Origin of the sequence: Cellulomonas hominis, from assembly GCF_014201095.1 — a bacterium.
Lineage (GTDB): Bacteria > Actinomycetota > Actinomycetes > Actinomycetales > Cellulomonadaceae > Cellulomonas > Cellulomonas hominis.
Window position 1 is genome coordinate 940,074 of the sequence record NZ_JACHDN010000001.1, and the last position, 23,651, is coordinate 963,724.

The 23,651-nt window shown below is 76.1% G+C and carries 17 protein-coding genes, 1 tRNA gene and 1 pseudogene; 11 read left to right on the forward strand and 8 right to left on the reverse strand.

Annotation, left to right across the window (positions count from 1 at the left end; all coding sequences use genetic code 11):
• Positions 1–20: 20 nt before the first annotated feature.
• The 3 genes from HNR08_RS04335 to HNR08_RS04345 form a co-directional block, all read right to left on the reverse strand.
• A complete protein-coding gene (locus HNR08_RS04335; protein WP_146837571.1) occupies positions 21–2,171 on the reverse strand; it encodes a DEAD/DEAH box helicase in 2,151 nt (716 codons plus the stop codon).
• A gap of 246 nt (positions 2,172–2,417) precedes the next feature.
• Positions 2,418–2,490: transfer RNA gene (locus HNR08_RS04340), tRNA-Arg, on the reverse strand.
• A gap of 166 nt (positions 2,491–2,656) precedes the next feature.
• On the reverse strand, positions 2,657–3,280 hold the full coding sequence (locus HNR08_RS04345) for a TetR/AcrR family transcriptional regulator (protein ID WP_221286309.1): 624 nt from the start codon (positions 3,278–3,280) through the stop codon (positions 2,657–2,659).
• Positions 3,281–3,417: 137 nt separating this feature from the next.
• Here HNR08_RS04345 and HNR08_RS04350 point away from each other — a divergent pair, with 137 nt between their 5' ends.
• From HNR08_RS04350 to HNR08_RS21495, 5 genes are all read left to right on the forward strand, one after another.
• Entirely contained in the window at positions 3,418–5,613 is a 2,196-nt protein-coding gene (locus tag HNR08_RS04350) for a beta-glucosidase family protein (protein WP_146837567.1), read from the forward strand.
• 100 nt (positions 5,614–5,713) lie between these two features.
• Positions 5,714–6,979, forward strand: coding sequence for an MFS transporter (locus tag HNR08_RS04355; protein ID WP_146837564.1), 1,266 nt, complete (start codon positions 5,714–5,716; stop codon positions 6,977–6,979).
• 88 nt (positions 6,980–7,067) lie between these two features.
• The gene (locus tag HNR08_RS04360; protein ID WP_221286310.1) at positions 7,068–7,448 is read left to right on the forward strand and encodes an ArsR/SmtB family transcription factor; all 381 of its coding nucleotides are present in this window, start codon (positions 7,068–7,070) and stop codon (positions 7,446–7,448) included.
• Complete coding sequence (locus HNR08_RS04365) at positions 7,445–8,365, forward strand: cation diffusion facilitator family transporter (RefSeq protein WP_146837561.1); 921 nt, start codon at positions 7,445–7,447, stop codon at positions 8,363–8,365. Before HNR08_RS04360 ends, HNR08_RS04365 begins: the two co-directional genes overlap by 4 nt.
• Positions 8,366–8,487: 122 nt before the next feature.
• Positions 8,488–8,796, forward strand: coding sequence for a F0F1 ATP synthase subunit delta/epsilon (locus tag HNR08_RS21495; RefSeq protein WP_246803059.1), 309 nt, complete (start codon positions 8,488–8,490; stop codon positions 8,794–8,796).
• On the opposite strand, the gene HNR08_RS04375 is transcribed toward HNR08_RS21495, so the two are convergent.
• A complete protein-coding gene (locus HNR08_RS04375) occupies positions 8,753–9,040 on the reverse strand; it encodes an IS3 family transposase (protein WP_146837555.1) in 288 nt (95 codons plus the stop codon). The two genes, HNR08_RS21495 and HNR08_RS04375, sit on opposite strands and share 44 nt — an antisense overlap.
• A gap of 17 nt (positions 9,041–9,057) precedes the next feature.
• Positions 9,058–9,360, reverse strand: coding sequence for a helix-turn-helix domain-containing protein (locus tag HNR08_RS04380; protein WP_338075772.1), 303 nt, complete (start codon positions 9,358–9,360; stop codon positions 9,058–9,060).
• A 154-nt stretch (positions 9,361–9,514) separates the two neighbouring features.
• Between HNR08_RS04380 and HNR08_RS04385 the strand changes: the two genes are divergently transcribed.
• Both HNR08_RS04385 and HNR08_RS04390 read left to right on the forward strand, forming a co-directional pair.
• Positions 9,515–11,140 carry a methyl-accepting chemotaxis protein gene (locus tag HNR08_RS04385; protein WP_183834801.1) on the forward strand — a complete coding sequence of 542 codons (1,626 nt, stop codon included), beginning with the start codon at positions 9,515–9,517 and terminating at the stop codon, positions 11,138–11,140.
• A complete protein-coding gene (locus HNR08_RS04390) occupies positions 11,124–12,191 on the forward strand; it encodes a phosphotransferase family protein (RefSeq protein ID WP_146837553.1) in 1,068 nt (355 codons plus the stop codon). Before HNR08_RS04385 ends, HNR08_RS04390 begins: the two co-directional genes overlap by 17 nt.
• A gap of 79 nt (positions 12,192–12,270) precedes the next feature.
• On the opposite strand, the gene HNR08_RS04395 is transcribed toward HNR08_RS04390, so the two are convergent.
• Positions 12,271–15,336, reverse strand: a complete 3,066-nt coding sequence (locus HNR08_RS04395) for an Ig-like domain-containing protein (protein WP_146837550.1) — start codon at positions 15,334–15,336, stop codon at positions 12,271–12,273.
• A gap of 156 nt (positions 15,337–15,492) precedes the next feature.
• Here HNR08_RS04395 and HNR08_RS04400 point away from each other — a divergent pair, with 156 nt between their 5' ends.
• From HNR08_RS04400 to HNR08_RS04415, 4 genes and pseudogenes are all read left to right on the forward strand, one after another.
• The gene (locus tag HNR08_RS04400) at positions 15,493–15,888 is read left to right on the forward strand and encodes a pyridoxamine 5'-phosphate oxidase family protein (protein ID WP_146837547.1); all 396 of its coding nucleotides are present in this window, start codon (positions 15,493–15,495) and stop codon (positions 15,886–15,888) included.
• 28 nt (positions 15,889–15,916) lie between these two features.
• Positions 15,917–17,593: an alpha/beta hydrolase gene (locus HNR08_RS04405; RefSeq protein WP_146837545.1), complete on the forward strand. Its 1,677-nt coding sequence runs from the start codon at positions 15,917–15,919 to the stop codon at positions 17,591–17,593.
• A 185-nt stretch (positions 17,594–17,778) separates the two neighbouring features.
• Positions 17,779–18,651, forward strand: coding sequence for an SHOCT domain-containing protein (locus tag HNR08_RS04410; protein ID WP_146837542.1), 873 nt, complete (start codon positions 17,779–17,781; stop codon positions 18,649–18,651).
• A 507-nt stretch (positions 18,652–19,158) separates the two neighbouring features.
• Positions 19,159–20,124, forward strand: a pseudogene (locus HNR08_RS04415) (RNA polymerase sigma factor); the annotation flags it as partial.
• A 10-nt stretch (positions 20,125–20,134) separates the two neighbouring features.
• On the opposite strand, the gene HNR08_RS04420 reads toward HNR08_RS04415, so the two are convergent.
• A complete protein-coding gene (locus HNR08_RS04420; RefSeq protein WP_146837536.1) occupies positions 20,135–22,426 on the reverse strand; it encodes a glycoside hydrolase family 31 protein in 2,292 nt (763 codons plus the stop codon).
• Entirely contained in the window at positions 22,423–23,598 is a 1,176-nt protein-coding gene (locus tag HNR08_RS04425) for a glycoside hydrolase family 15 protein (RefSeq protein WP_146837533.1), read from the reverse strand. Before HNR08_RS04425 ends, HNR08_RS04420 begins: the two co-directional genes overlap by 4 nt.
• Positions 23,599–23,651: the final 53 nt, after the last annotated feature.

Sequence of the window (23,651 nt, forward strand, 5' to 3'; positions counted from 1 at the left end):
CACGACGGGCGTCGTCGGCGTCAGCCCACGCCCTCCGCCGCGAGCGCGTCGGTCAGCAGCCCCACCAGCGCGTCGAGCTGCACGTCGGTCGACGCGTTCCCCTCGTCCTCCGCCGCCCCGTCCAGCGCCCGCGCCGCCAGCCCCGACTTGCTGTCGATCAGCGCCGCGATCCGCGAGTCGATGGTCTGCGCCGCGATGATCCGCCACGCCGTGACCGGCTCGGACTGGCCGATGCGGTGGATCCGGTCGATGGCCTGGGTCTGCTCGGCGTCGGTCCAGGACAGCTCGGCGAGCACGAGGTTCGACGCGACCTGGAGGTTCAGCCCGACGCCGGCGGCCATCAGCGAGCACACGGCGATCTGCACGTCCGGCTCGTCGGTGAACGCGGCGATGTTCCGCTCGCGCACCTTCGGCGTCTGGTCGCCGCGGATCGAGGCGTACCGGATGCCCCGGTCCGCGAACGCCTGCTCCGCGGCGTCCATCACGTCCACGTGCTTCGCGAAGAACACCACCTTGCCGACGTTCCGCGCGAGCTGCGCGGCGTAGTCGGCCGCGAGCCCGGCCTTGGCCTGCCCGATCCGGCGGACCATGGTGAACACGTTCTCGCCGCCGGCCTTCGAGCTGGCGTCCTTGAGCTCCGCGGCGGCCACCCGGCGCGCGAGCACCAGGTCGAGGCCGTCGCCGGTGGTGTGCTCGGACCGCGCGGCGAGGGCCGAGCGGTAGCGCTCGACCAGACGCTGGGCGAGCGCGGCCTCGGCGGCGCGGATCGAGCGGCCGACCGCCCCGTCGAGCTCGACCGGCAGGTCCGCGACCCGGCGGGCCGGGATGTCGGCGACGACGTCGACCTTGCGGCGGCGCACGATGCCCATGTCGACGACGGCGGCCCGGGCGACGGCGGAGAACCCGCGGTCCGCGGGGGTCAGCCCGGTGTCCTCGAGGGCGGCCATCAGCCGGCCGAGCGGCTTCTCGTCGTCGATCCAGCCGAGGAACTGCCAGATCGCCCGGAAGTCCTCGATGTCGTTGATCAGCGGGGTGCCGGTCAGGGCCATGAGCAGCGGCCGGGCGGTGCGGTCCTGGATCCGCCGCGACAGGGACAGCACGTGCTGCGAGCGCTGCGAGGACTTGTTCTTGATGAAGTGCGCCTCGTCGACGACCATCCCCCGGAACCCGAAGTCGCCGAGCCAGCCGACGTGCCGGTCGAGGATCTCGTAGTTCACGATGACGACGTCCGCGAACGCGTCGACCTTGTCGCCGTCGCCGTGCACGACGGTCGCGCTGCGGAAGGGCGTCCACATGCCGACCTCGTGCGCCCAGTTGGTCTTCACGACGTTCGGGACCACGACGAGCAGCGGGAACGCGTCAGCGGCCTGGGCGGCGAGCAGCGTCTGCGCGGTCTTGCCGAGGCCCGGCTCGTCGGCCAGCAGGAAGGTGCGGTGCCCAGCGGCCGCCGCGGCGACGACGCGGGCCTGGTGCGGCATCAGCTCCCGCCCGCCGGGCACGGGCACCGGGCGCGGGTCGGGCAGCGGCATGCACGCCGGGGCGCCGGGGCCGGCGACCTCGAACGACCGGAACAGCGGCTCCAGCAGCTCCCAGCCGGCGAGCCGGCGGGGCTTCGCGGCGACGCGCTGCGCGGCGGCCTCGAAGTCCGGGGCGAGGAAGGGGTTCGCGAGCCTGCGGGAGATCACCGACTGCGGGACGACCTGCTTCTCGGCCCCCGGGGCCGGGGCGGGCGGCGGCGTGGGCTCCGGCTCCTCCGGGGCCTCCAGCCCGGCGGAGCGCAGCATCGTCGCCTTGAGGGTGCGGGCGGCGTCGGACACCCGGGCGTCGTCGCCGAGCAGCGCCAGCAGGGACGTGTCGCGGGCGGCGATCCGGGCGAGCAGCGTCGCGACGGCGTCGAGGTCCTTGAGCTGCTTGGCGCGCTTCGACGCCCCGACCTCGGTGTCCGCCTGCACGCGGGCCCGCTCCTCGCGCATGAGCAGCGCGACGACCTGGAACTTCGTGCGCACCGCCGGGCGGGTCGGGGGTCGCCGGACGGCGCTGTCGACCTCGCGGGCAGCCCTCGCGAGGACCGGGATGATCCCCGCCTCGGCGGGACGCGCGCCGCGACGGCCGCCCCCACCGCGCGAGCCGGTCTGCGTGCGACCGGACCGGCCCTGGGCTGCTCGTGCCACTTCTTCTCCTTCTCGACGTGCTCATCGCGGACCGGGGCGCACGACCGCGCACCCACGCCCCGGGGCCCCCGGACGGCGGGACCCGTGGACCCCGTGCCCGCCCGACGGCGACGGGCGCCGACGGGCGTCCGCCGCGACCCCGACGGTCCTCCGCGGCGGGGGCGACCCGGACGGGTCGCGACGGCGCCGCTGCCGCCCGCGCGGGAGGAGCCGGGACCGGCACCTCGAACCCGCGCGAGCAGGCCGTGCGCCTGGGCAGATTCGAACTGCCGACACCCGCTTTAGGAGAGCGGTGCTCTATCCCCTGAGCTACAGGCGCGCGGGACTCGACAGCCTTCCGGTCGGACACCTGCCGGTACTGGCGGCGGGTTCGTCGGGGTCTGGCTGGTCCCGTGGGTCGTCCGGGTCGGTGGGGATGGGATCCCGGGCGGTCGAGTGCAGCCTACCGGGTGCACGGCGCCGCGGACGGCTGGTCCGCGGCGGCCTCAGTCCGCGATGAGCCGGCCGGCGATCGCGTCCCACTCCGCGACGAGGTCGATCCCCTCGAGGTCCCGCAGCCACCGCAGCTGCAGCCCGTCCATCGCCGCGAGGACCTGCAGCGCCTGCTGCTCGCCCTCCGGCCCCCGCGCGGCCGACGCGAAGAGGTCGAGCGCCCAGCGCTCCCGGGTCAGGAAGTACTCGTGCGCGGGGTGCGCCGGGTCGAGCGACTCCCCGTTGAGGACGGTGTAGAGCCGGACGATCTCCGGCTGCCGGGCGTTCCGGCGCACGAGCGCGGCGCAGAGCTCGCGGAGCCCGACGGGGGCCTCGCGCCCGCTGTCGAACACGTCCGCCTCGACGCCGAGCAGGTCGGCGAGCTGGGCGAGGTCGAGCGCGTCGCGGTACTCGAGGACGGCGACGAGCAGCTGCTCCTTCGAGCCGACGTGGTGGAGCACCCCGCCCTCGGTGATGCCGCACTCCAGCGCGACGTCGCGCAGCGTGAGGCCGCGGAACCCGCGCTCGGCGATGAGGCCGGCGGACACGGTGAGGATCTGGGTCAGGCGCTGGGACGCGCTCATCCGGGTCCGGGTGGTCCGGGGCGAGTACGCGGTCGCTGGGGTGGGCTGCGGCACCTGTTCTCCTCCACGTCTGACCTGCCCCATTGTGGCAGAGCCGTCCGCCACGCTACGTTACTGATCACTGACTCAGCACTCAGTAGTCGCAGGGATGCGGATGCCGGGTGCTGCCCTCGACGACGAGCGGAGGACGCATGACCCGCATCACCACCCCCTTCCAGCGTGCCGTGGCGGCAGTCGCCGCAGGCTCACCGGCCCGCACCGAGGCGGCGCACCTGTACGAGGCGCTGACGGACGACGAGCGCCTCGACCTGCTCGACGGGGACACCCCGTTCTGGCAGGGCATGTACTCGTTCGTCACCGACGGCTACAACGTGGAGCCCTACGTCATGGGCGCGGTCCCCCGCCTGGGGGTCCCCGGCATCCGGTTCGTCGACGGGCCGCGCGGCTGCGTCGTCGGGCAGGCCACCGCGTTCCCGGTGTCGATGGCCCGCGGCGCGACCTGGGACGTCGAGCTCGAGGAGCAGATCGGCGAGGCGATCGGCGCCGAGCTGCGCGCGCTCGGCGGGAACTTCTTCGGCGGTGTGTGCATCAACCTGCCGCGGCACCCGGCCTGGGGCCGCGCGCAGGAGACGTACTCCGACCAGCCGCCGCTCCTCGGCGAGATGGGCGCGGCCCTGACCCGCGGCATCCAGCGCCACGCGATGGCCTGCGTGAAGCACTACGCGCTGAACTCCATGGAGAACGCCCGGTTCTCGGTGGACGTCACCATCGACGACGCGACGCTGCACGAGGACTTCCTGCCGCACTTCCGCCGGGTGGTCGACGAGGGCGCGCACGCCGTCATGAGCTCGTACAACTCGGTGAACGGCGAGTGGGCCGGCCAGAACGCGCACCTGCTGTCGACCGTGCTCCGCGACGAGTGGGGCTTCGACGGCACCGTGATCACGGACTTCATCTGGGGCATGCGCGACGGCACCGCCGCGCTGCGGGCCGGGCTCGACGTCGAGGCGCCGTTCCGCCAGCAGCGCGGTGCGCACCTGCGCGCCGACCTCGACAGCGGCGCCGCCGACTGGGCGGACGTCCGGCGCGCCGGGCACCGCATCCTCGCCACCCAGCTGCGGCACTACGCCGAGCGGACGGCGGAGGAGCCGGGCGCCGACGTCGTCGCCTCCCCGGCGCACACCGACCTGGCCCGCGACGCCGCCCGCCGCGCGATGGTGCTGCTGCGCAACGAGGACGTCGACGGGGCCCCGGTCCTGCCGCTCGACCCGGCGGCGCTGCGGTCCGTCGCGGTGCTCGGCCGGCTCGCCGACGGGGCGAACACCGGCGACCACGGCTCGTCGGACGTGCGCGCGCCGCGCGTGGTGTCCGCGCTCGCCGGGATCACCGAGGCCCTGCCGGGCGTCGACGTCCGGCACGACGCCGGCGCCGACCCGCAGGCCGCGGCGCGCACCGCGGCGGACGCCGACGTCGCGGTGGTCGTCGTCGGGTTCACCGCCGAGGACGAGGGCGAGTTCGTCGACGGGTCGCTGGCGACGCGCGGCGAGCTGGTCGCGCTGTACCCCGAGCCCGAGGGCGAGCAGCAGACCGCGTGGCGCGACCACGTCATGTCCGCGATGGGGTCCGGCCTCAGCGTGGTGGGCGCGGGCGCGGCCGGCGGCGACCGGCGGGACCTGCACCTGCGGGCCGAGGACGTCACCCTGGTGCAGGCGGTCGCGGCGGCCAACCCGCGCACGGTCGTGGTCGTGGTCACCGCCGGGGCGGTCCTCATGGAGGAGTGGCACGACCGGGTGCCCGGCGTGCTGGTGTCCTGGTACTGCGGGATGGAGGGCGGCCGCGCCCTGGCGGACGTGCTGACCGGCGCCCACAACCCGTCGGGCCGGCTGCCGTACGCGATCCCCGCGAGCGCCGCGCACCTGCCGGAGCTCGACATCGACGCCACCGCCGCGACCTACGACCGCTGGTACGGCCAGCGCCGGCTGCAGCGCGAGGGCGTCGAGGCGCTCTACCCGCTCGGGCACGGCCTCGCGTACACGACCTGGTCCGTCGAGGACCTGCGGGTCGCGGAGGTCGACACCGTCGCGGCCCGGGTGCGCGCGACCGTCACGGTCCGCAACACCGGGGACCGGGACGGCCGCCACGTCGTGCAGGTGTACGGCACGCGGACCGACGGCGACCGGGCCGGCGAGCGCGAGCTGCTCGGGTTCGCCGCGGTCCGGGTGACCGCAGGCGGGGCCGCCGAGGTCGACCTGGACCTCCCGCTGACCGCGCTCACCCGCTGGGACGCCGCCACCGCCCGGACGACGCTGCCCGCCGGCGGCGTCGTCCTCGAGGCCGGCTCCCGCTGGGGCGACCCCGACGCGGCCGTCGAGAAGATCGCGCTCTGACGGCGGCCCCGCCCGCCTGACCCCGCGCGGGGCCGGGACGCTCCTGCGTCCCGGCCCCGCGCGGGCCCCACCCCATCACGCTCAACGACGAGAGAGACCCATGTCCGCACCCCTCCAGGTGGCCGAACCCGCCGCCTCCCCCACCGACGACCAGCAGCCGCGCGTGCCCCTGCGCATCGGCGTCGCCCTCGCGCTCGGCTGCTTCCTCTGGCTCGGCCCGTACCTCGGCGTGAACGCCGTGCTGCTGCCCGCCCGCATCGCCGAGATCGCCCCGGACGACAAGACGTCGGTCGTCGCCCTGCTCGCGACGGTCGCGATGATCGTCGCCACGATCGCGAACATCGTGATCGGCGCGTTCTCCGACCTCACCCGCTCCCGCTGGGGCCGCCGCACCCCGTGGCTGCTCGTGGGCTCCGTCGGCTCCGCCGCGATGCTGCTCCTGGTCGGCCGGGCCTCCGGCGTCGGCCAGCTGCTCGCCCTGTGGGCCGTGTACCAGGTGTTCCTCAACGCGATCGTCGCGCCGCTCATCGCGGTCATCTCCGACCGGATCGCGCCCCGGCACCGCGGGACGATCTCGTCGGTGTACGCCTTCGGCTACTCCGCCGGTCTCTACGGCGGGCAGATCATCGGCGCCCAGTTCCTCGGCGACCTCTGGACCGGTTTCGTCATCATGGCCGCCCTCACGCTGCTGTCCGGGCCGGTCGCGGCCGTCCTGCTGCGGGAGCCGTCGAGCCGGGACCTGCCCCGCCGGTCGCTGAGCCGCGGCATGCTGCTCGACTCGTTCAGCCTGCCCCGCAAGGACTGCCGCGACTACTACCTCGCCCTGTTCGGCAAGTTCGCGATCATCTCGGCGACGTTCGCGATCTCCGGGTACCAGCTGTACATCCTCACCGACTACATGCGCCTCGGTGAGGGCTCGACCGCCGGGTACATCTCGACGATCGCCACGATCCTCATGCTCACCGCGCTCGTCATGTCCGCGGTGTCCGGGCCGGTCTCCGACCGGCTGGGCCGGCGCAAGCTGCCGGTCGTCGTGGCGGGCGTGCTCGTGGCGGTCGGCGTGCTCGTGCCGGCGTTCAGCGCGAGCCCGTGGACGATGCTCGCGTACGCGGTCGTCGCCGGCATCGGCATGGGCGCGTTCAACGCCGTCGACCAGGCGCTGAACGTCGAGGTGCTCCCCAGCCAGGAGAACGCCGCCAAGGACCTCGGCGTGCTCAACCTCGCCAACACCGGCGGCCAGATCGTCGGCCCGCTCGTCGCCGCGGCGGCGATCTCGGCCGTGGGCTACCAGGCGATGTTCCCGTTCGCCGCGGGCCTCGCGCTCGTCGGGGCGGGCCTGATCCTCGCGATCCGCCGGGTGCGGTGACCCGGGACCGGCGGCCGGGCCGATCGGCCCGGCCGCCGGGCGAGCCGGGGTCTGGCGGGAGGCCGCCCCGGCGTCCTATCATCGCCGTATGGCGATGATATCCCCGGACGTCGATCACGAGGACGACGCCCGCTCCCCGGACGACGCCGCGCTCACCGCGCCGACCGCCGCGCTCTTCCGGGCGCTGGGCGACCCGGGACGGCTGACGATGCTCCGGCACCTCTTCACCGGCGAGCACGCGGTGCGGGAGCTCACCGACCACCTCGGCCTGGCGCAGAGCACGGTGAGCGCGCACCTCGCGTGCCTGCGGGACTGCGGGCTGGTCACGGTGCGGCAGCGGGGGCGGTCCTCGATCTACTCGATCGCCGACCCCGGCCGGCTGGCGACCCTCGTCGGCGCGGCGGAGGACCTGCTGCGCGGCGGGTCGGACCCCGCCGCCTGCGGGCACCTCGCGGGGGACGGGCGATGAGCCACGGGCACGACCACGCACCGACCGGCGGCGGCGACCACCGGCGCCGGCTCGCGGTCGCGTTCGGCCTGACCTCGACGGTGCTGGTCGCCCAGGCCGTCGGCGCCCTGCTGACCGGTTCCCTCGCGCTGCTGGTCGACACGGCGCACATGCTGACCGACGCGGCCGGTCTGGCGATGGCGCTCGTCGCCGCGCACCTGTCCCTCAAGCCCGCGACGTCGCGCCGGACCTGGGGCTACCGCCGGGCCGAGGTCCTGGGTGCGCTGGCGCAGGCCGCGGTGCTGCTGGCGGTCGGCGGGTACGTGCTGGTCGAGGGGGTGCGCCGGCTGTTCGCGCCGCCCGAGGTGCCGTCGACCGAGCTGATCGTGTTCGGCGTCATCGGGCTGGTCGCGAACGTGGCGGCCATCGCCGTGCTCGCCGGCGGGCGGAACGCGAACCTCAACCTGCGGGCGGCGTTCCTGGAGGTGCTGAACGACGCGCTCGGCTCCGTGGGCGTCATCGTCGCGGCCGTCGTCATCGCCACGACCGGCTGGCAGCAGGCCGACGCGGTCGCCGGCCTGCTCATCGGGGTCCTGATCGTCCCGCGCGCCATCACGCTGCTGCGGGAGACCGGCGCCGTGCTGCTGGAGTCCACCCCGCCGGGGCTCGACCTGGACGCCGTCCGCGAGCACCTGCTCGGCGTGGAGCACGTGCGCGCCGTGCACGACCTGCACGCGACCCTCGTGGCCACGGGGCTGCCCGTGGTCACCGCGCACATCACGGTGGACGACGAGTGCTTCTCGGACGGGCACACCGCCCGGATCCTCGACCAGCTCCAGGACTGCCTGTCCACGCACTTCCCGATCTCGGTCGAGCACTCGACGTTCCAGATCGAGCCCGCGTCGCACCGCGCGCACGAGCACCTCGGGCACGCGTGAGCCGCCGGGCCGCCGAACCGCGTCCCGAACCGGCCCCACCAGGGACGAAGGTCTGAGCGCACGCGCAGCGGGCCGGGAGGATGGACGTTCCCCTCCGCCCCTCCACCCCCGGGAGCCCCGCCGTGCCGTCCGCCCGCCCGAACCCCGCCCCCGCGCCCGACGGCCCGGCGCTGTCGGTGCACGTCGTCGCCCCCGACGGGGTGCTGTGGTCCGGCGACGCCGCGATCGTCTCGGTCCCGTCGGCCTCGGGGTCGCTGGGGATCATGGCCCGGCACGAGCCGGTCGCGGCGGCGCTGGTCGCCGGGCCCGTCCGCGTGCGGCCGCTCGCGGGCGACGTGCTCGAGCTCGCGATCACCGGCGGGTTCGTCGTGACGGACGACGACGAGGTCACCGTGCTGGTCGACGCCCTCGCTCCCCCAGCTCCCGCATGATCCGCAGCACGCTCGCCTCGGACACCTCGACGCCGCGCTCCCGGAGCCGCGCCCGCACGCGGCGGTGACCCCAGCCGGGGTGCGCCGCCGCCAGCGCCTGCACCGCGGCCACCACCTCGGCGTCCCGGCGCACCGGCGCGGGCCACGGCCCCTTCGCGCTCGCGCCCGCGCGCGCCCTGGCCTGCCAGCGCCGCCAGGTCCGTTCTGGGATGCCGAACTTGGCGCACCACCTCGACGTCGACATCCCAGCCGACTCCCGGATCACCTCGAGGTCGTCGAAGGGCCCAGCCGGCCCCCCGCGCTCCGCTTCCACACCTCGATCTCGACCTCCGCCTCCCGCAGGGTCCGCCGGAGCTCGGCCAGCTCGGCCTCGAGCTGCTTCTCCCGCCCGGCCGCCGTCGCGGCGCCGTCGGCCAGGGCCGCCGCGCCGGCCTCCAGGAACGCGGCCTTCCAGCGTCCGACGGACTGCTCGGAGACCTGCTCCCGGCGCGCCGCCTCGACGATCGTGGCCTCGCGCGCCAGCACCGCCAGCACGGCCCGCTGCTTCTTCTCCGCCGGTATCACCGGGGGTCTTCCCACGCCTGCACCCCTTCCTTCCAGGACGACACAACACCTCTGCCACATTTCCTGACGCGTTTCAACAAGGGCGACGAAACGCTCAGCCAACCCTATTTCGGACCGATGGCTGGGATGTTCGCCCATTCGAAGGAGATGACCGATGTCCCTGCTCACGGCCTCGACCGGCGCGGAGGCGACCCGCAGGAGGCGCTTCTCGGACCTGTCGGTCCAGACAAAGATCCTCGCCGCCGTGGGGGTCATGGCATTGGCCGCGGCGGGCAGCGCGGGCTTCGCCATTTTCCAGCTGCGAGAGGAGGCCGCGGGCACCCAGGCGCTCGCGGACCTGGAGCGCGACGTCGCCACGGTGCGCGGCCAGGTGCACGCCGACCAGCTCAAGGCGCGCCTGATCGTGGCGCAGATCGCGGCGGTCTCTGGCGAGGCCCAGGACGCCTGGGTCGCGCAGCAGGCGGAGAACGACGCGGTGCTCGACGAGGAGATCGCCGCGCTGTCGGCGACGGACTACGCGGCCTCCTCGGACGCGTGGGCGGGGTTCGTCGAGGGCTTCGCGCAGTGGCGCGACGCGCGGGACACCGAGGTCCTGCCCGTCGCGCTCGGGGACGACCCGGAGGCGTACGGGGAGGTCCTCGACCAGGTCAGCCAGCCGCTGATCGACGCCTACGTGACCGACCTGGACGTCTTCACGCAGGAGATCGTCGACACGATGGAGGAGGCGGGCGCGGAGGCCGTGGCCTCGGCCGGGCGCGCGGCGGTGCTGCTCGCCGTCGCGGTCGGCATCGGGGTGCTGGTCGCGGGCGCGCTCGCGCTGGTGCTGTCCCGCTCGATCAAGCGCGCCGTCACCGCGGTGCAGGGCGCGGTGCAGGCGATGGCCGCGGGCGACTTCACGCGCCGCCCGGACGTGCGGCAGCGCGACGAGATCGGGCAGATGGCCGCGGCCCTGATCGACAGCCAGGCCGCGGTCCGCTCGACGCTGTCCGACGTGGTGGAGTCCGCGAACACGCTCGCGTCGGCCGCCGAGGAGCTCTCCGCCGCGACCAGCCAGGTGGCGGCCGGGTCGGAGGAGACGTCCGCGCAGGCGGGGGTCGTCGCCGCGGCGTCCGAGCAGGTGTCCCGGAACGTGCAGACCGTGGCGGCCGGGGCCGAGCAGATGGGCGCCAGCATCCGGGAGATCGCGCAGAACTCGTCGCAGGCGGCCAAGGTCGCCGGCCAGGCCACAGCGGTGGCGGAGGCGACGAACGAGCAGGTCGCCCGGCTGGGGGCGTCCTCCCAGGAGATCGGGAACGTCGTCAAGGTCATCACGAGCATCGCCGAGCAGACGAACCTGCTCGCGCTCAACGCGACCATCGAGGCGGCCCGCGCGGGCGAGGCGGGCAAGGGCTTCGCGGTCGTCGCGGGGGAGGTCAAGGAGCTCGCCCAGGAGACCGCCAAGGCCACCGAGGACATCGCCCGCCGGGTCGAGGCGATCCAGGCGGAGACCTCGGGCGCCGTCGGGGCGATCGGCGAGATCGCGACGATCATCGCGAGCATCAACGACTACCAGCTGACCATCGCCTCGGCGGTCGAGGAGCAGACGGCGACCACCACGGAGATGTCCCGGTCGGTGACGGAGGCGGCCACCGGGTCGAGCGAGATCGCCGGCAGCATCGTGGGCGTCGCCACCGCCGCGCGGACCTCGACCGACGTGCTCGAGCAGATGGAGCTGTCCGTCACGGACCTCGCCCGGATGTCTGTGGGCCTGCGGGAGCGCGTCGGTGCCTTCGTCTACTGAGCGGGGCCTGACCGCCCTCGAGCTGGCCTCCGTCCTGCGCCCCCTGGGGGTGCCGGCGGCGGTCCGGCCGGTGACGAGCGGGACGGCCGCCTCCGGGGTCACGCTGACCGACGGCACGCGGCTCGTCGTGAAGGCGTCGCGCGCCGGGGCGGAGCCGTACCGGCACGGCTGCGCGACCGTCCGGACCGCCGCCGAGGTGTACACCTCCCTCGCCGGGCGCGGGCTGCCGGTGCCGACCGTCCTGCTCGCGGACTTCAGCCGCGCCGTCGTGGACGCCGACGTCGTGGTCACGACGCAGGTGCCCGGGGTGCCGTGGAGCGAGCTCGACCTCGACCCCGCCGGCAGCGTGCGCGCCCGGCGGGAGCTCGGCGGGCTCATGGCGCGGCTGCACGGCGTCGGGGCCCCCGGGTTCGGCTCCCCCGCCGTCGGGGCGCCGGGGGGCGAGGAGCCGGTGACCCGCTGGCGCGCGGCGTTCACCGCCATGGTCGACGCCGTCCTGCGGGACGGCGCGGACCGGGGCGTCGAGCTGCCCGCGCGGCGGGTCCGGTCGGTGCTCGCCGCGCACGGACCGGCGCTCGACGCCGTCGCGGCACCCGCCGTCGTGCACCAGGACCTGTGGCCCGCGAACGTGCTCCTCGACGACGACGGGACGCTCCGGGGCGTCGTCGGAGCCGGGCGGGCCGTGTGGGGCGACCCGCTGCTCGACCTGGTCGGCGCGGACCAGTTCGGCCTGTGGGACGTGGACCGCGAGCTGCTCCGGGGCAACACCGCCGCCGGCGGGGTCCTCGCGGTCGAGCTGGCGTCCGCCACCGGGCCGACCCGGTTCGCGCTCTACCGCCTGTACCGCTCGCTCGTCCTGGCGACCGAGGCCGACGCGTGCGGGTGCGGGGACCTCGCCGGGCACCGGCGGGTGGTCCGGGCGCTGGTGGCAGCGGCGCTCGACCGGCTGGACCCGGCGCCGGCGCGCCGGGCGGGGCGGGCAGCGCGGCCGCGCAGGGCGGGGCGCGCGCGGCGGCCGGGTCCGCGGCCCCGGCGTCACCGCGGTCGCTGAGCCCTCCCTCCCCGGGCACGAGAGGGCAGCAGCAGTCGGGGGTCCGGACGCCGCCCGACGCCCGACTGCTGCCCTCTCGTCAGCCGACCCGGCGGCCCAGGGTCCGGCGCAGCACGCCGGTCGCGGCCAGCAGCGCCGCGCCCGCGGCCAGCGCGAGCCCCGCGGCGATGCCGAGGGCCGACGTCGCCGCGCCCGTCACCGGCAGCGTGGTCGGACCCGGGACCGCGACCGGGGCCGCGACCGGGGTCCCGGTCGCGGCCGCCACCGCGGTGTCGTACCGCAGGACGGTCACCTCCCGGCTGTCGACCCCCACGACGACGAGGTAGTGCTCCCCCGCCTCCAGCGCCAGGTCCGCGAGCGTCGCGCTCCCGGCCGACACCGCGAACGTCCCGAGGTACCGCGGCGACGAGTACGCGTACACCGTGACCGCGGAGTCGGCCCCCGCCCAGGGCAGCGTGAGCGTCACGGTCCCCGGCAGGTCGGCGAGCCGCAGCCCGGGCACGACGGTCGACAGGTCCGCCGCGCCCGGGAACCGCGCGGCCAGGGCGTCGTGGCCGGCGCCCACCTCGGTCGCGACGTCCCACAGCGTCAGGCGCGCGGTGTCGCTCACGCTCGTGGTGCCGTCCGCGGCCACCAGCACCGCGCGGTACCAGGCACCCGCCTCTGGCGTGACGGTCAGGGCGTAGCCGTCGCCGGCGGCGCGCCAGGCGGTGCCGGGGCCGGGCGCGGTCGCCGCGACCTGCCAGGCGACCGACGCGACCGCGGCCCGGTCGGCGACCCGGACCTCGAACGTCGCCGTCCCGCCGGGGACGACGCCGAGGCGGTCGGCCGGCTGGGCCGTGATCCGCAGCGCCGGCGCGGCCAGCAGCGCGTACACCGCGGTCACCGGCGCGGCGACGTGGCCGTCGTCGACGGTCAGGGTGACGGAGGCCGGCCCGGCGGCGTCCGCCGTGAAGGCCCACCCGGCGAGGGCGGCGCCCAGGCGGTCGGCCGGACCCGTGAGCGTCCAGACACCGGCGGCGGCCGCGCCCGTCACGCCGTCCGCGGTCCCGGCGGTCAGCCCGGACAGCCGCCCGCCGGCCGGCGTCAGCACGACGGTCAGCGCGTCGCCGTCCGCATCGGCGAGCACGGGGGCGGCGAGCGCGGCGGACTCGCCGACGGTGACGCGCGCCGCGGCGGCCGGCACGCCCGCCACGGTCGGGGCGTGGTTCGCGACGACCTCGACGGTGAAGGCCCGCTCGGCGACGTTCCCCGCCAGGTCCTCGGCGGCGACGCGGACGGTGCGCGGTCCGACGCCCGCGGCGCCCGGGTCCAGCAGCACGAGCCGGCCGTCCTCGACCGCGAACAGCGCGGCGTCCGCGCCGCCCGCCACGGAGAACCACGGGGTGCCCACGGCGTCGGTCGCCCCGAGCGCGCCCACGACGGCGCGGGCCCCCGCGGTCTCGCGCACCCGCGTGCCGCTCAGGGCGAGGTCGGCCGGGGCCGTGCGGTCGACGACGAGCGCCCCGGCCAGGCCCTCCGGGCCGGTGTTGCCCGCGGCGTCCCGCTGGCGGACCCGCACGTCCCCGGCGGCGTAGGCGCCCTCGGCGAGCTCGAACGCGCTGCCGCTGCCGGGCGTCCACGTCCGCCCCGCGTCGGTCGAGCGGGACCAGGTGGCGCCCGGCTCGAGGCCGCCGACGCGGACCTCGCCGCGGCTGGTGACGCCGTCGTCGGGCCGGGCGCCGGTGTCGTCGGCCAGGGCGAGCGTCGGCGCGCCGGGGGCGATGCCGTCGACCAGGACGCCCGCGGTCGACGCGACGCCCGCCAGCGCGGTCGGCACCGGGGTGCCCGAGGTCGAGCGCAGCGCGCCCCCGCCCGTCTCGACGGCCGCGCCGAGCGCGATGCCGTCCGCGTCGGACCACCCGGCGGCCACGACGGCGCGGAACACCAGCGCCGACGACCCGCTGCCGCTCACGTAGGAGGCGCGGGCGGGGGTCGGCCCGACCTGGAGCCCGAGGTACGGGGTGCCGTCGGCGGTGTCGACCACCACCGTGCCGCTGAAGGTCACGGAGAAGTCCAGCGCGGACCCGGCGGCGTAGGTCGCGGCGGCGGGCACGGCGACGGAGGTCACGACCGGGACCGCGGTGTCGATGACCAGCGTCTGCGCGGCGGGTGCCGAGACGTTGCCGGCGAGGTCGCGCGCGGACGCGGTGACGGCGTTGCCGCCCGCCGGGTCCAGCGCGAGCGTGCCGGAGGCGGGGACCTCGCTCGCCAGGTCGACGCGCCACGCGCCGCCGGTGGCGCGCGTGACGTACGTGGCGCCGCCGGCCGTGACCGTGACCGTGCTGTCCGGCTCCGCCGTGCCGGTGAGCGTCGGCAGGGTGGAGGTGGTGGACGCCGGGGAGGTGATCACCGGCCGGTCGGGAGCCCGGGTGTCGACGACGACCTGGAGTCCCGCGCTGCGGGGCGAGACGTTGCCCGCCGCGTCGTGGGCCCGCGCGGTGAGCGTGTGCGGGCCGTCCGCGAGCGCCGTGCCGGTGATCACCCAGGCCCCGGAGACATCGGCCGTGGTCGACCCGAGGACGGTGGTGCCCTCGAGCAGGTCGACGCTGCTCGACCCCTCCGCCCGGCCGGTCACCGTCGGCGTCGCGACGTTCGTGACGCCGTCGGTGCTGCTGTCGCCCGTGTCGACGGCCGGGTCCAGGGTGGCCGTGGGCGGCTCCGGCGGGGTGTGGTCGAACGTGTACGTCTGCCCCTGGGTGTAGCCGGGCACGAGCAGCCCGCCGGTCGCCGCGGCCACGCCCCCGGCCCGCAGGTCCAGCCGGAGGGTCCCGTCACCCGAGACGGCCACGACGGCGACCCGGAAGACGACGCTGTCGGCGGTGGTGAGCGAGGCGACCGTGCCCGCGGCGGTCCCCGTGGAGGTGAGGACGAGGTCGCCGAAGTCGACCCCGACCACGGGCTCGCTGAACGTCACGTCGTAGGCGACGGCGGTGCCGTTGGTCAGCTGCGGGGCACCGTCGGCGCGGACGATGCCCAGCACCGACGGCGGGTCCGCCGCGAGCGCCGGCCCGGCGCCGAGCACCGGCGCGAGCAGGGCCAGCACGAGGGCGACGACCAGCGCGGACGCGCGACGCCGAGGTCGCGCCGGCGCGGGAGAGGGCATTCCGAGCATGGGGCACCGTGACCTTCGCGAGGAGGCGGCTGGGAGCGACGCCGGCGGGGGCCGGCGGCACGGCATCGTCGCACGCGGGAGGCCCGTCGCCGCCGAAGTCCGCCCGATCGGGCGACGTCCGGCCGCCGCGCTCCGTACGATCCCCGCGTGCTGCACCTCACCGCCGACCAGGCCGCCTTCGTGGCCGAGCCGCGCCTCGCCACCCTGACCACCCTGCGCGCCGACGGCTCCCCGCACGTGGTCCCGGTCGGCTTCACCTGGGACGGCGACGCCGGCCTGGTGCGGATCACGACGAACCGGCGCAGCGTGAAGGTCGCGAACGCCCGCCGCGGTTCGCGGGCCGCGCTCTGCCAGGTGGACGGCCGCCGGTGGCTGACGCTCGAGGGGACGGTGGAGGTCCGCGAGGACCCGGCGGAGGTCGCGGAGGCCGTCCGCCGGTACGCCGAGCGGTACCGCCCGCGGGCCGCGAACCCCGACCGGATCGTGCTGCTGCTCACCCCGGACCGCCTCATGTGCTCGCGGGGCCTGCGCGCCGCGCCCTGAGTGGTCGGCCGCCGAGTACGTTGCCTGCATGCCCGACGCCCCGGACACCCGCCGGCGGATCGTCCTGCGCGCCCCGCACGCGGGCGGCCTCGTGGTCGGCGTCGCGTTCGCGATGCTCGCGATGACCCCGTCGCTGCTCCCCCGGGGCTGGCTGTTCCAGGGCGTGGTGTCCGGCATCTCGGCGGCGATCGGGTACGCCGTGGGCGTGACCGCGGCCTGGGCGCTGCGGCGCTGGGGCCGGTGGCGGCGCCTGACCGCGGCGGTCGACGCGCGGACCCCCGACCGGGCCCGGCCCTGGGTCGTCCCGGCGCTGTGCGTGGCCGGGGTGGGGGCCGTCCTGCTCATGCTGGCGGTCGGCGCCCGGTGGCAGCGCGAGCTCGCGGAGAGCATGGGCGCCGCCCCGACGACCGCCTCCGGCTGGCTGCGGGCCGCGCCCGTGCTGATCCTCCTGGCGGTCGTGCTGGTGCTGCTCGCACGGGTCGTCCGGGCGCTGGCGCGGGCCGTCGCCCGGGTGCTGCGCCGGCGGCTGCGGCTGCCGCGCCTGGTGGCCGCGGGCGTCGCTGCGGTGCTCGTGGGCCTGGGCGTGCTCGTCGTCGTCAACGACTTCCTGCTCGCGCAGGCGCTGTCGGCCGTGGACCAGGTGTTCAAGGTCGCGAACACGGAGGACGACGGGGCGGACCAGCCGGAGTCCGCGGCCCGCTCGGGGTCGGCGGAGTCCCTGGTCGACTGGGACGGGCTCGGCCGCGAGGGCCGCCGGTTCGTCACCCGCGGCCCGTCCCCCGAGGCGCTGGCCGCCGCCGGCGCAGACACCGAGCCGATCCGGGTCTACACCGGCCTGGACAACGCCGACGGCCCCGAGGCGCGCGCCGACGTCGCCGTCGCCGAGCTGGAGCGCACCGGGGCGTTCGACCGCGAGGTGCTGCTCGTCGTCACCACGACCGGGAGCGGCTGGGTCAACGAGGCCGCCGTCGAGCCGGTCGAGCTGATGTACGGCGGGGACACCGCGACCGTGGCCTCGCAGTACTCGTACCTGCCGAGCTGGCTGTCCTTCCTCGTGGACCGCGGCCGCGCCGCCGACGAGGCGCAGGCGCTGTTCGCGGCGGTCGAGGCGCGGATCGACGCCCTCCCGGCGGACGACCGGCCGCGGCTGCTCGTCTACGGCGAGAGCCTCGGGTCGTACGGGTCCGAGACGGTGTTCGGCTCGCTCGCGGACATCCGGGCGAGGACCGACGGCGTGCTGTGGGTCGGGCCGCCGAACTCGAACGCGCTGTGGCGGGCCCTGGTCGACCGCCGGGACCCCGGGACGCCGCAGGTCGCGCCGGTGTACGCCGACGGGCTGGTGGTGCGGTTCGCGGACGCGGTGGCGGATGTCGAGGTGCCGGACACGCCCTGGGAGGACCCGCGGGTGCTGTATCTCCAGCACCGGTCCGACCCGATCGTCTGGTGGGCGCCCGGGCTGCTCGTGGACCAGCCGGACTGGCTCGCGGAACCCGCGCCTGCCGGGGACGGGCCGACGATGACCTGGTACCCGGTGGTGTCGTTCTGGCAGGTGACGTGCGACCTCGTCTACGCCAAGGAGGTCCCGGACGGGTACGGGCACAACTACGACACGCAGCTCGCCGAGGCATGGGTCGAGGTCGCCGCGCCGGACGGGTGGGACGAGACCGCGACGGCCCGGCTGCACGAGGCGCTGGCGGCGGGCTGACCGGACACGTCGCCACCCGCCGTGCTGCGTGATCTCCGGGTGCTGGACTCCGGTAGCCGGCTCACGCCGGCACCGGCGCTGGAGGTGCGGGTGTTCGTGTGACGGGTCGGCCACCGAGGCCGCCGCCGGCCGTACGATCCGCTCCGAGGCAGAGACCTCGGCCCTCGACCCGGAGGCAGGACACCGTGCAGTTCACCCCGAAGCTCGCCCGCGGCGGTCGCACCGCCATCGAGGCCGCCCTCCCCCGGCTGCTCCAGCCCGGCGAGACCCCGGTGCTCGGCGCCAACGGCACCTACTTCCGTCGGATGCAGCTCCTGCTCCTCGTCACCGACCGACGGGTGCTGGGCCTCGACGCCGGCGGAGGGATCCGCGTCACGGTGCCGGCCGCCGAGGTGACCCGGGCCGAGCTCAACGCCCGGAACCTCGTGGTCACGCTCACCACGCCCGAGGCGCACACCGCCGTCGGCGCGCTCGCCCACGCGTCCGAGTGGGACGACCTGCTCGCCGCGCTCGAATCGGCGTGCCCGCGCCTGCGCCGGCGCGAGCCGGACCCCGAGGTCGCCCCTCCCTCTTCCGGTCCCGCGGACGCCGCACCGCCCCGGGCTCCCGTCCCCGCGTCCTCGATCGCCGCGGAGCTGACCCAGCTCGCGACGCTGCACGCCGGGGGCGCGCTGTCCGACGCGGAGTTCGAGGCGGCGAAGCGGGCGGCGCTCGGTCACGTCTCCGCCGCGGCCGCGCCGCCCGCGCCGCCCGCGCCGGTGCCCGTCGCGGCACCGCGCCGCGGCAGGGCCGTCAAGGAGATGCAGCGGACCTGCCGCGGCGACGGCACGGTGTGGTTCGTCCCCCTGGACGTCGCGCGGTACCGGCCGCCCAGCCGGATGCTCACCGGCGGGCTGAAGATGCAGGAGTTCGCCGCCACCGGGCTGCTCACCGGCGACGGCGCGACGGCGTCCACTCAGCTCGGCCGGATCGAGGCGCAGACCGCCCGGGCTCAGGCCGCCCGGCAGTGCCCCACCTGCGGGAGCCAGGCCTTCACCGAGGCGGTCGTGAAGCACTGACCTCCGGACGCGGCCGCACCTCACGGCAGCCGGACGTGCTCCGGAGTCACAGCTCGCGGGGACGGGGCAGGCGCCGGGTGGTCATGGGGGGGCTCCCTCCGCCGGCGCGGTCTGCTGCGGCCCCCGGGTCGCCGGCGCCCGGGCGCTCGGCCATGGTGACCCCGCGCGCCCCTCCCGCGACCCCCGCGCCCACCCGCTGGTCCAAGGTGACCGGGCGCCGCGCGGGGCGAGGCAGGGACGGGACGGGGTTGGTCGCCGGCGGCTGCCAGGGCGCCCCCGCGCCCCCGCCGGGACCGGGGACTACCATGGCGGCAGCAACGCGACCCGGGCCCGCTTGGCCCGCTCCCCGCGTCCGAGATCCCTCTCGGCACCCCTCGGGTCGTCACCGGTCACCGGGACGGCAGGCGCGTGCGGCACGGCCCGCACCGAACGCGCCCGACACGAGGAGCACCCGGACCCATGTCCCTTCGCACCGCCGCACCCGCGTCCACACCGCACGAGGACCCCTACGTCCTGTCCGCCGACGAGGACGACGCCCCGGTCGCGGTCATCACCACGGCGGGCGGCACGGCCGACCCGGTCAAGGACTACCTGCGCTCCATCGGGCGGGTCCCGCTGCTCACCGCCGAGCAGGAGGTCGCGGTCGCCCGGCGGATCGAGGCCGGCCAGCTCGCGACCCACCTCCTGCGGCACGGCCGGGGATACAAGGACGCGACGCGGCGCGAGCTCGAGCTCGTCGCGGAGGACGGCGACCGCGCGAAGCGGCACCTGATCGAGGCGAACCTGCGCCTGGTGGTCTCGATCGCGAAGAAGTACACCGGCCGGGGCGTGCTGTTCCTGGACCTGATCCAGGAGGGCAACTCGGGACTGATCCGCGCGGTGGAGAAGTTCGACCACGCGAAGGGCTTCAAGTTCTCGACGTACGCGACGTGGTGGATCCGGCAGGCGGTCACGCGAGGCATGGCCGACCAGGCGCGGACCGTCCGCGTCCCCTCGCACATGGTCGAGTCCATCAACAAGGTGACGCGCGCGCACCGGACGTTCTTCCAGGAGCAGGGCCGGGACCCGACGCCTGAGGAGGTGGCCGCGCTGCTCGACCTGACGCCCGAGCGGGTCCTCGAGGTGCAGGCCTACGGCCGGGACCCGGTCGCGCTGGAGACGCCGCTCGGGTCCGACGGCGATGCCCGGCTCGGGGACCTGCTGCAGGACGCCGACGCGGTCGAGCCCGCCGAGGCGGTCACGTTCGGCATCATGCAGCAGCAGATCCACGCGATCCTCGCGACCCTGCCGGAGCGCGAGAGCACGGTCATCGCGATGCGGTTCGGCCTGACCGGCGCACGGCCGGCTACCCTCGACGAGATCGGCCGGGTCTACGGCGTGACGCGCGAGCGGATCCGGCAGATCGAGGCCAAGACGATGTCGAAGCTCCGGCACCCGTCCCGGACCGAGGTGCTCCGGGACTACCTGGACTGAGCATCGCGGCTCACTCCCCCGCGAACACCTCCGCCAGCCCGCCCCACGCCGAGGCCCGGGCGTACACCGGCACCACGTCCCGCGGCACCTCGCGCGTGACCACGACGCCCTCCCCGAGCGGCTGGCCCACGGCCTTCTCCCCGGTCCACACGTCCACCCAGTCCCCCGCGGGCAGGTACGTGTCCCAGGTCGCGGCCCCCGGCGAGGTCACGGGGTGCACCAGCAGGTCGTCCCCGAGCAGGAACTCCCCGGCCCAGTCCCACACCGCGGCGTCGTGCGGCCAGTCGACGAACAGCCCGCGCATGAGCGGCGCCCCGGTCGCGATGGCCGCGCGCGCCCCGTCCGCGAGGTACGGCACCAGCCGCTCGCGCAGCAGCGCGTACCGCCGGAAGGCGTCGACCACGGTCGGGTCGTCGTTCACCTCGGCGACGAACCACGGGGTCCGGTCCCGCAGGGGCCGCTGGTGGTGGTTGAACTCCGAGTGGTACTGCATGACCGGGCAGAAGGTCGCGGCGGCGACGGCCCGGACGTACAGCTCGGCGTCGGGCACGGGGCCGGAGAACCCGGCGAGGTCCCAGCCCCAGTAGACGATCCCCGACGAGGACGCAGTGATCCCGGCGGTCATCGACCAGCGGAACGCCTCCCACGTGGAGTTCTCGTCGCCGGCCCAGTGCAGGCCGTGCGCCTGCGAACCGGTGAACCCGGCGCGGGAGAACGTCACGGGCGCCTTGCCGGCCGATCGCAGCAGGTCGCCGAACGCGTGCGCGTAGTGGACGGGGTTGAGGTTGTTGCCCTCGTCGCCGCGCCGGCCGTCGGCGTACCGCAGGTCGTCGCCCCAGGCGTGCTCGCCGCCGTCGGTCTTGAAGCCGTCGACGTCGTAGTCCTCGACCAGGTAGCGGCGGCGCTCGGTCCACCAGGCCCGGCCCTCGGGGGTCGACAGGTCGGCCATGAGCGCCTGCGGGAACCACCAGCCGCGGTTGTGGTACGGGCTGCCGTCGGCCTCCCGGATCGCGTGCCCGGCCTCGATCATGGCCCGGCCGTCGACGAGCACCTGCGCGTCCTGCGGGACGCCGGGGCCGAGGTCGTGGGAGGTCTTGAGCAGGGGGATCTGCCAGAGGACGACCTTGATCCCCCGGGCGTGCAGCTCCGCGATCATCGCGGCCGGGTCCGGCCACGCGCCGTCGGCCGGGTACGTGAAGTCGGCGGCGCGGTGCGGGGCGCCGTCGGCGTTCACGGCGTACCGGGCGTCCCGGAAGATGGTGATGCCCTCCTCGTCGGACCACGCCTCGATGACGACGACGCCGACGGGGATGTCGAGGTCGCGGTGGGCGTCCATGCGGTCCATGACGATCGCCTGGGTGTTCCACTCGTTCCCGGACGCCCAGAGCCGCAGCACCCAGTCGGGGAGCTCCTCGGCGCGGCCGACCTCGTCGCCGAACGCGCGCAGCACGTCGGCCGGCGTGCCGTCGTACACGGCGACGTCGAGCGCGGCGTCCGGGCCGACCAGGGCCTCGACCACGAGCTCGTCGGGGGTGGAGGCGCCGACGTCGTACCAGGTGCGGCGGGACGTGCGGACGTGGAAGCCCCAGCCGTCGCCGCCGACGACGTGCGCGAACGGCATCGGGAGGTAGGTCCGGCCGGTCGCGCCCTGCGACTTGTACTGCTCGAACACGACGGCGTCGAGGCGGCGGCCGCGCTGGTCGACGGCGTCGAACCGCTCGCCGAAGCCGACGACGTGCTCGGCAGGGGCGAGCCGGAACGCGAACCGCACGCGCCGGGCGCCGTCGAGGTCGGTCCACCAGCGGACCGAGCCGGCGACGACGCGGGGGTGCTCGGCGGCGGGGACGCCGCCGACGGTGACGGCGCCGCCCGCGGGGGGCTCGGCCGTCCAGGCGCCGGCCGCGACCTCGAACCAGTCGCCCGCCGCCCCGGCGGACGTCACGAACCGGTACCGGTACCGCTCCCCCGCCGCGAGCACCGGGCTGGTCGTGTGCCACGCGCCGTCGGCCGCGAGCTGCCCGGCCTGCGCGGCGGCGAGGTGCCCGTCGCCCCCGGCCAGCGCGGCGGCGTCGGCGGGTGACACCGACCCGGGCTCGCACGGCAGCGTCACGACCTCGGAGCCGGACGCCCACTCGCACAGGACCGTCGCCCCGTCGGGCAGGTCCGCGGCGACGACGCCGAGCGACACCCGCTCGCCGACGCCGGGGTGCACGGGCAGCCGCTGGTCGGCGGACGCGGCGTAGGGGTGGCCGATGCCGGCCGGGCGGTGGGTCAGGGTGGTCGGGGCGGTCGGGGTGGTCATCGGACGTCCTCCGGGGCGGGGTCGAGCAGGCCGAGCTCGTCGGCGAGGATCAGGTACATGCCGTGCGACCACAGCAGCGGCCGGGCGACGGTCCCCCAGCGGTCCAGCCACTCGGCGCGGGACGCGGGGTGCAGCAGGTGGTCGGGCACCTGCTCGGGCATCTCGCCGGTCGCGGGGTCGGCGTGCGCGGCGACCCAGCGCAGCTGCGTCCACGCCTCGTCGGTCCGCCCGGCGACGGCGTGGTTCCAGCCGAGCAGCGCGGACAGCAGCAGCCACTGGCCGCCGCCGTAGAACACGTCGGCGCGGAACCGGTGCACGCCGCCGTCGACGTCGAGGTCCCGGGCGACGGCGTCGAGGGTGGCCTCGGCGAGCGGCGAGCCGACCGGCGCGAGCCCGAACGGCACGACGCACGCCGCCAGCGAGGCGTCCACGGTGTCCGAGCCGCACCACTTCGCGAGGTGCGGCGCGGCCGGGTCGGACGCCCGGCCCACGGTGACCCCGGACGCGGCGACCAAAGCGGCGGCGGCCTCGGCGACCGACCGCGCCCGGTCCGCCCGCGCCTCGTCGAGCAGCCCCGCCGACGCGGCGGCCAGCAGGCCCGCGCGCACGGCGCCGAGCGTCGAGGGGTGCCGCTGCTCGACGTGCTCCTCCCACCAGTCGTAGCAGGGGCGGTCCCACGTCGCGCACAGGTAGTCGACCGCCACCGCGGCGGCCTCCCGGTACGGCTCGAGCGGGCGGTCGTGCCGGTCCGCGTGGGTGACGAGCTGCCACAGCCACATGCCGTAGCCGTCGGTCTGGAAGTCCCACCACGGGTCCTGCCCGTCGGATCCGTCCAGCAGGAACCGGGTCGGCAGCAGGTCGGTCAGCGGGACGTCCTCCCCGGCGGCGGCGCGCGCGGCGATGCGGTCGACCTGCGCGCGCCGGGCGGTGAGCACCCCGGCGGCCCAGGCGTGGAACCGGTCGACGCCCGCGACGTCCCCGTACCGCGACATGCCCTCGGCGGTGAACGAGCCGTCGCGCAGCCACGCGTACCCGCGGTAGGCGCTGAACGTCGGCGACGCGGGGTACGCGCCGCCGGCGTCCTGGTACCGGGCGATCACCTCGGCGGAGGTCCGGACCAGCGCGCGCAGGCGCTCGGTCGACGGGCTGGACGGCGGGGCGGTGAGGGTCATCGATCAGGTCCCGGGGTGGTGGTGGGTGCCGGCGGGGCGCCCGTCGTGGGGCG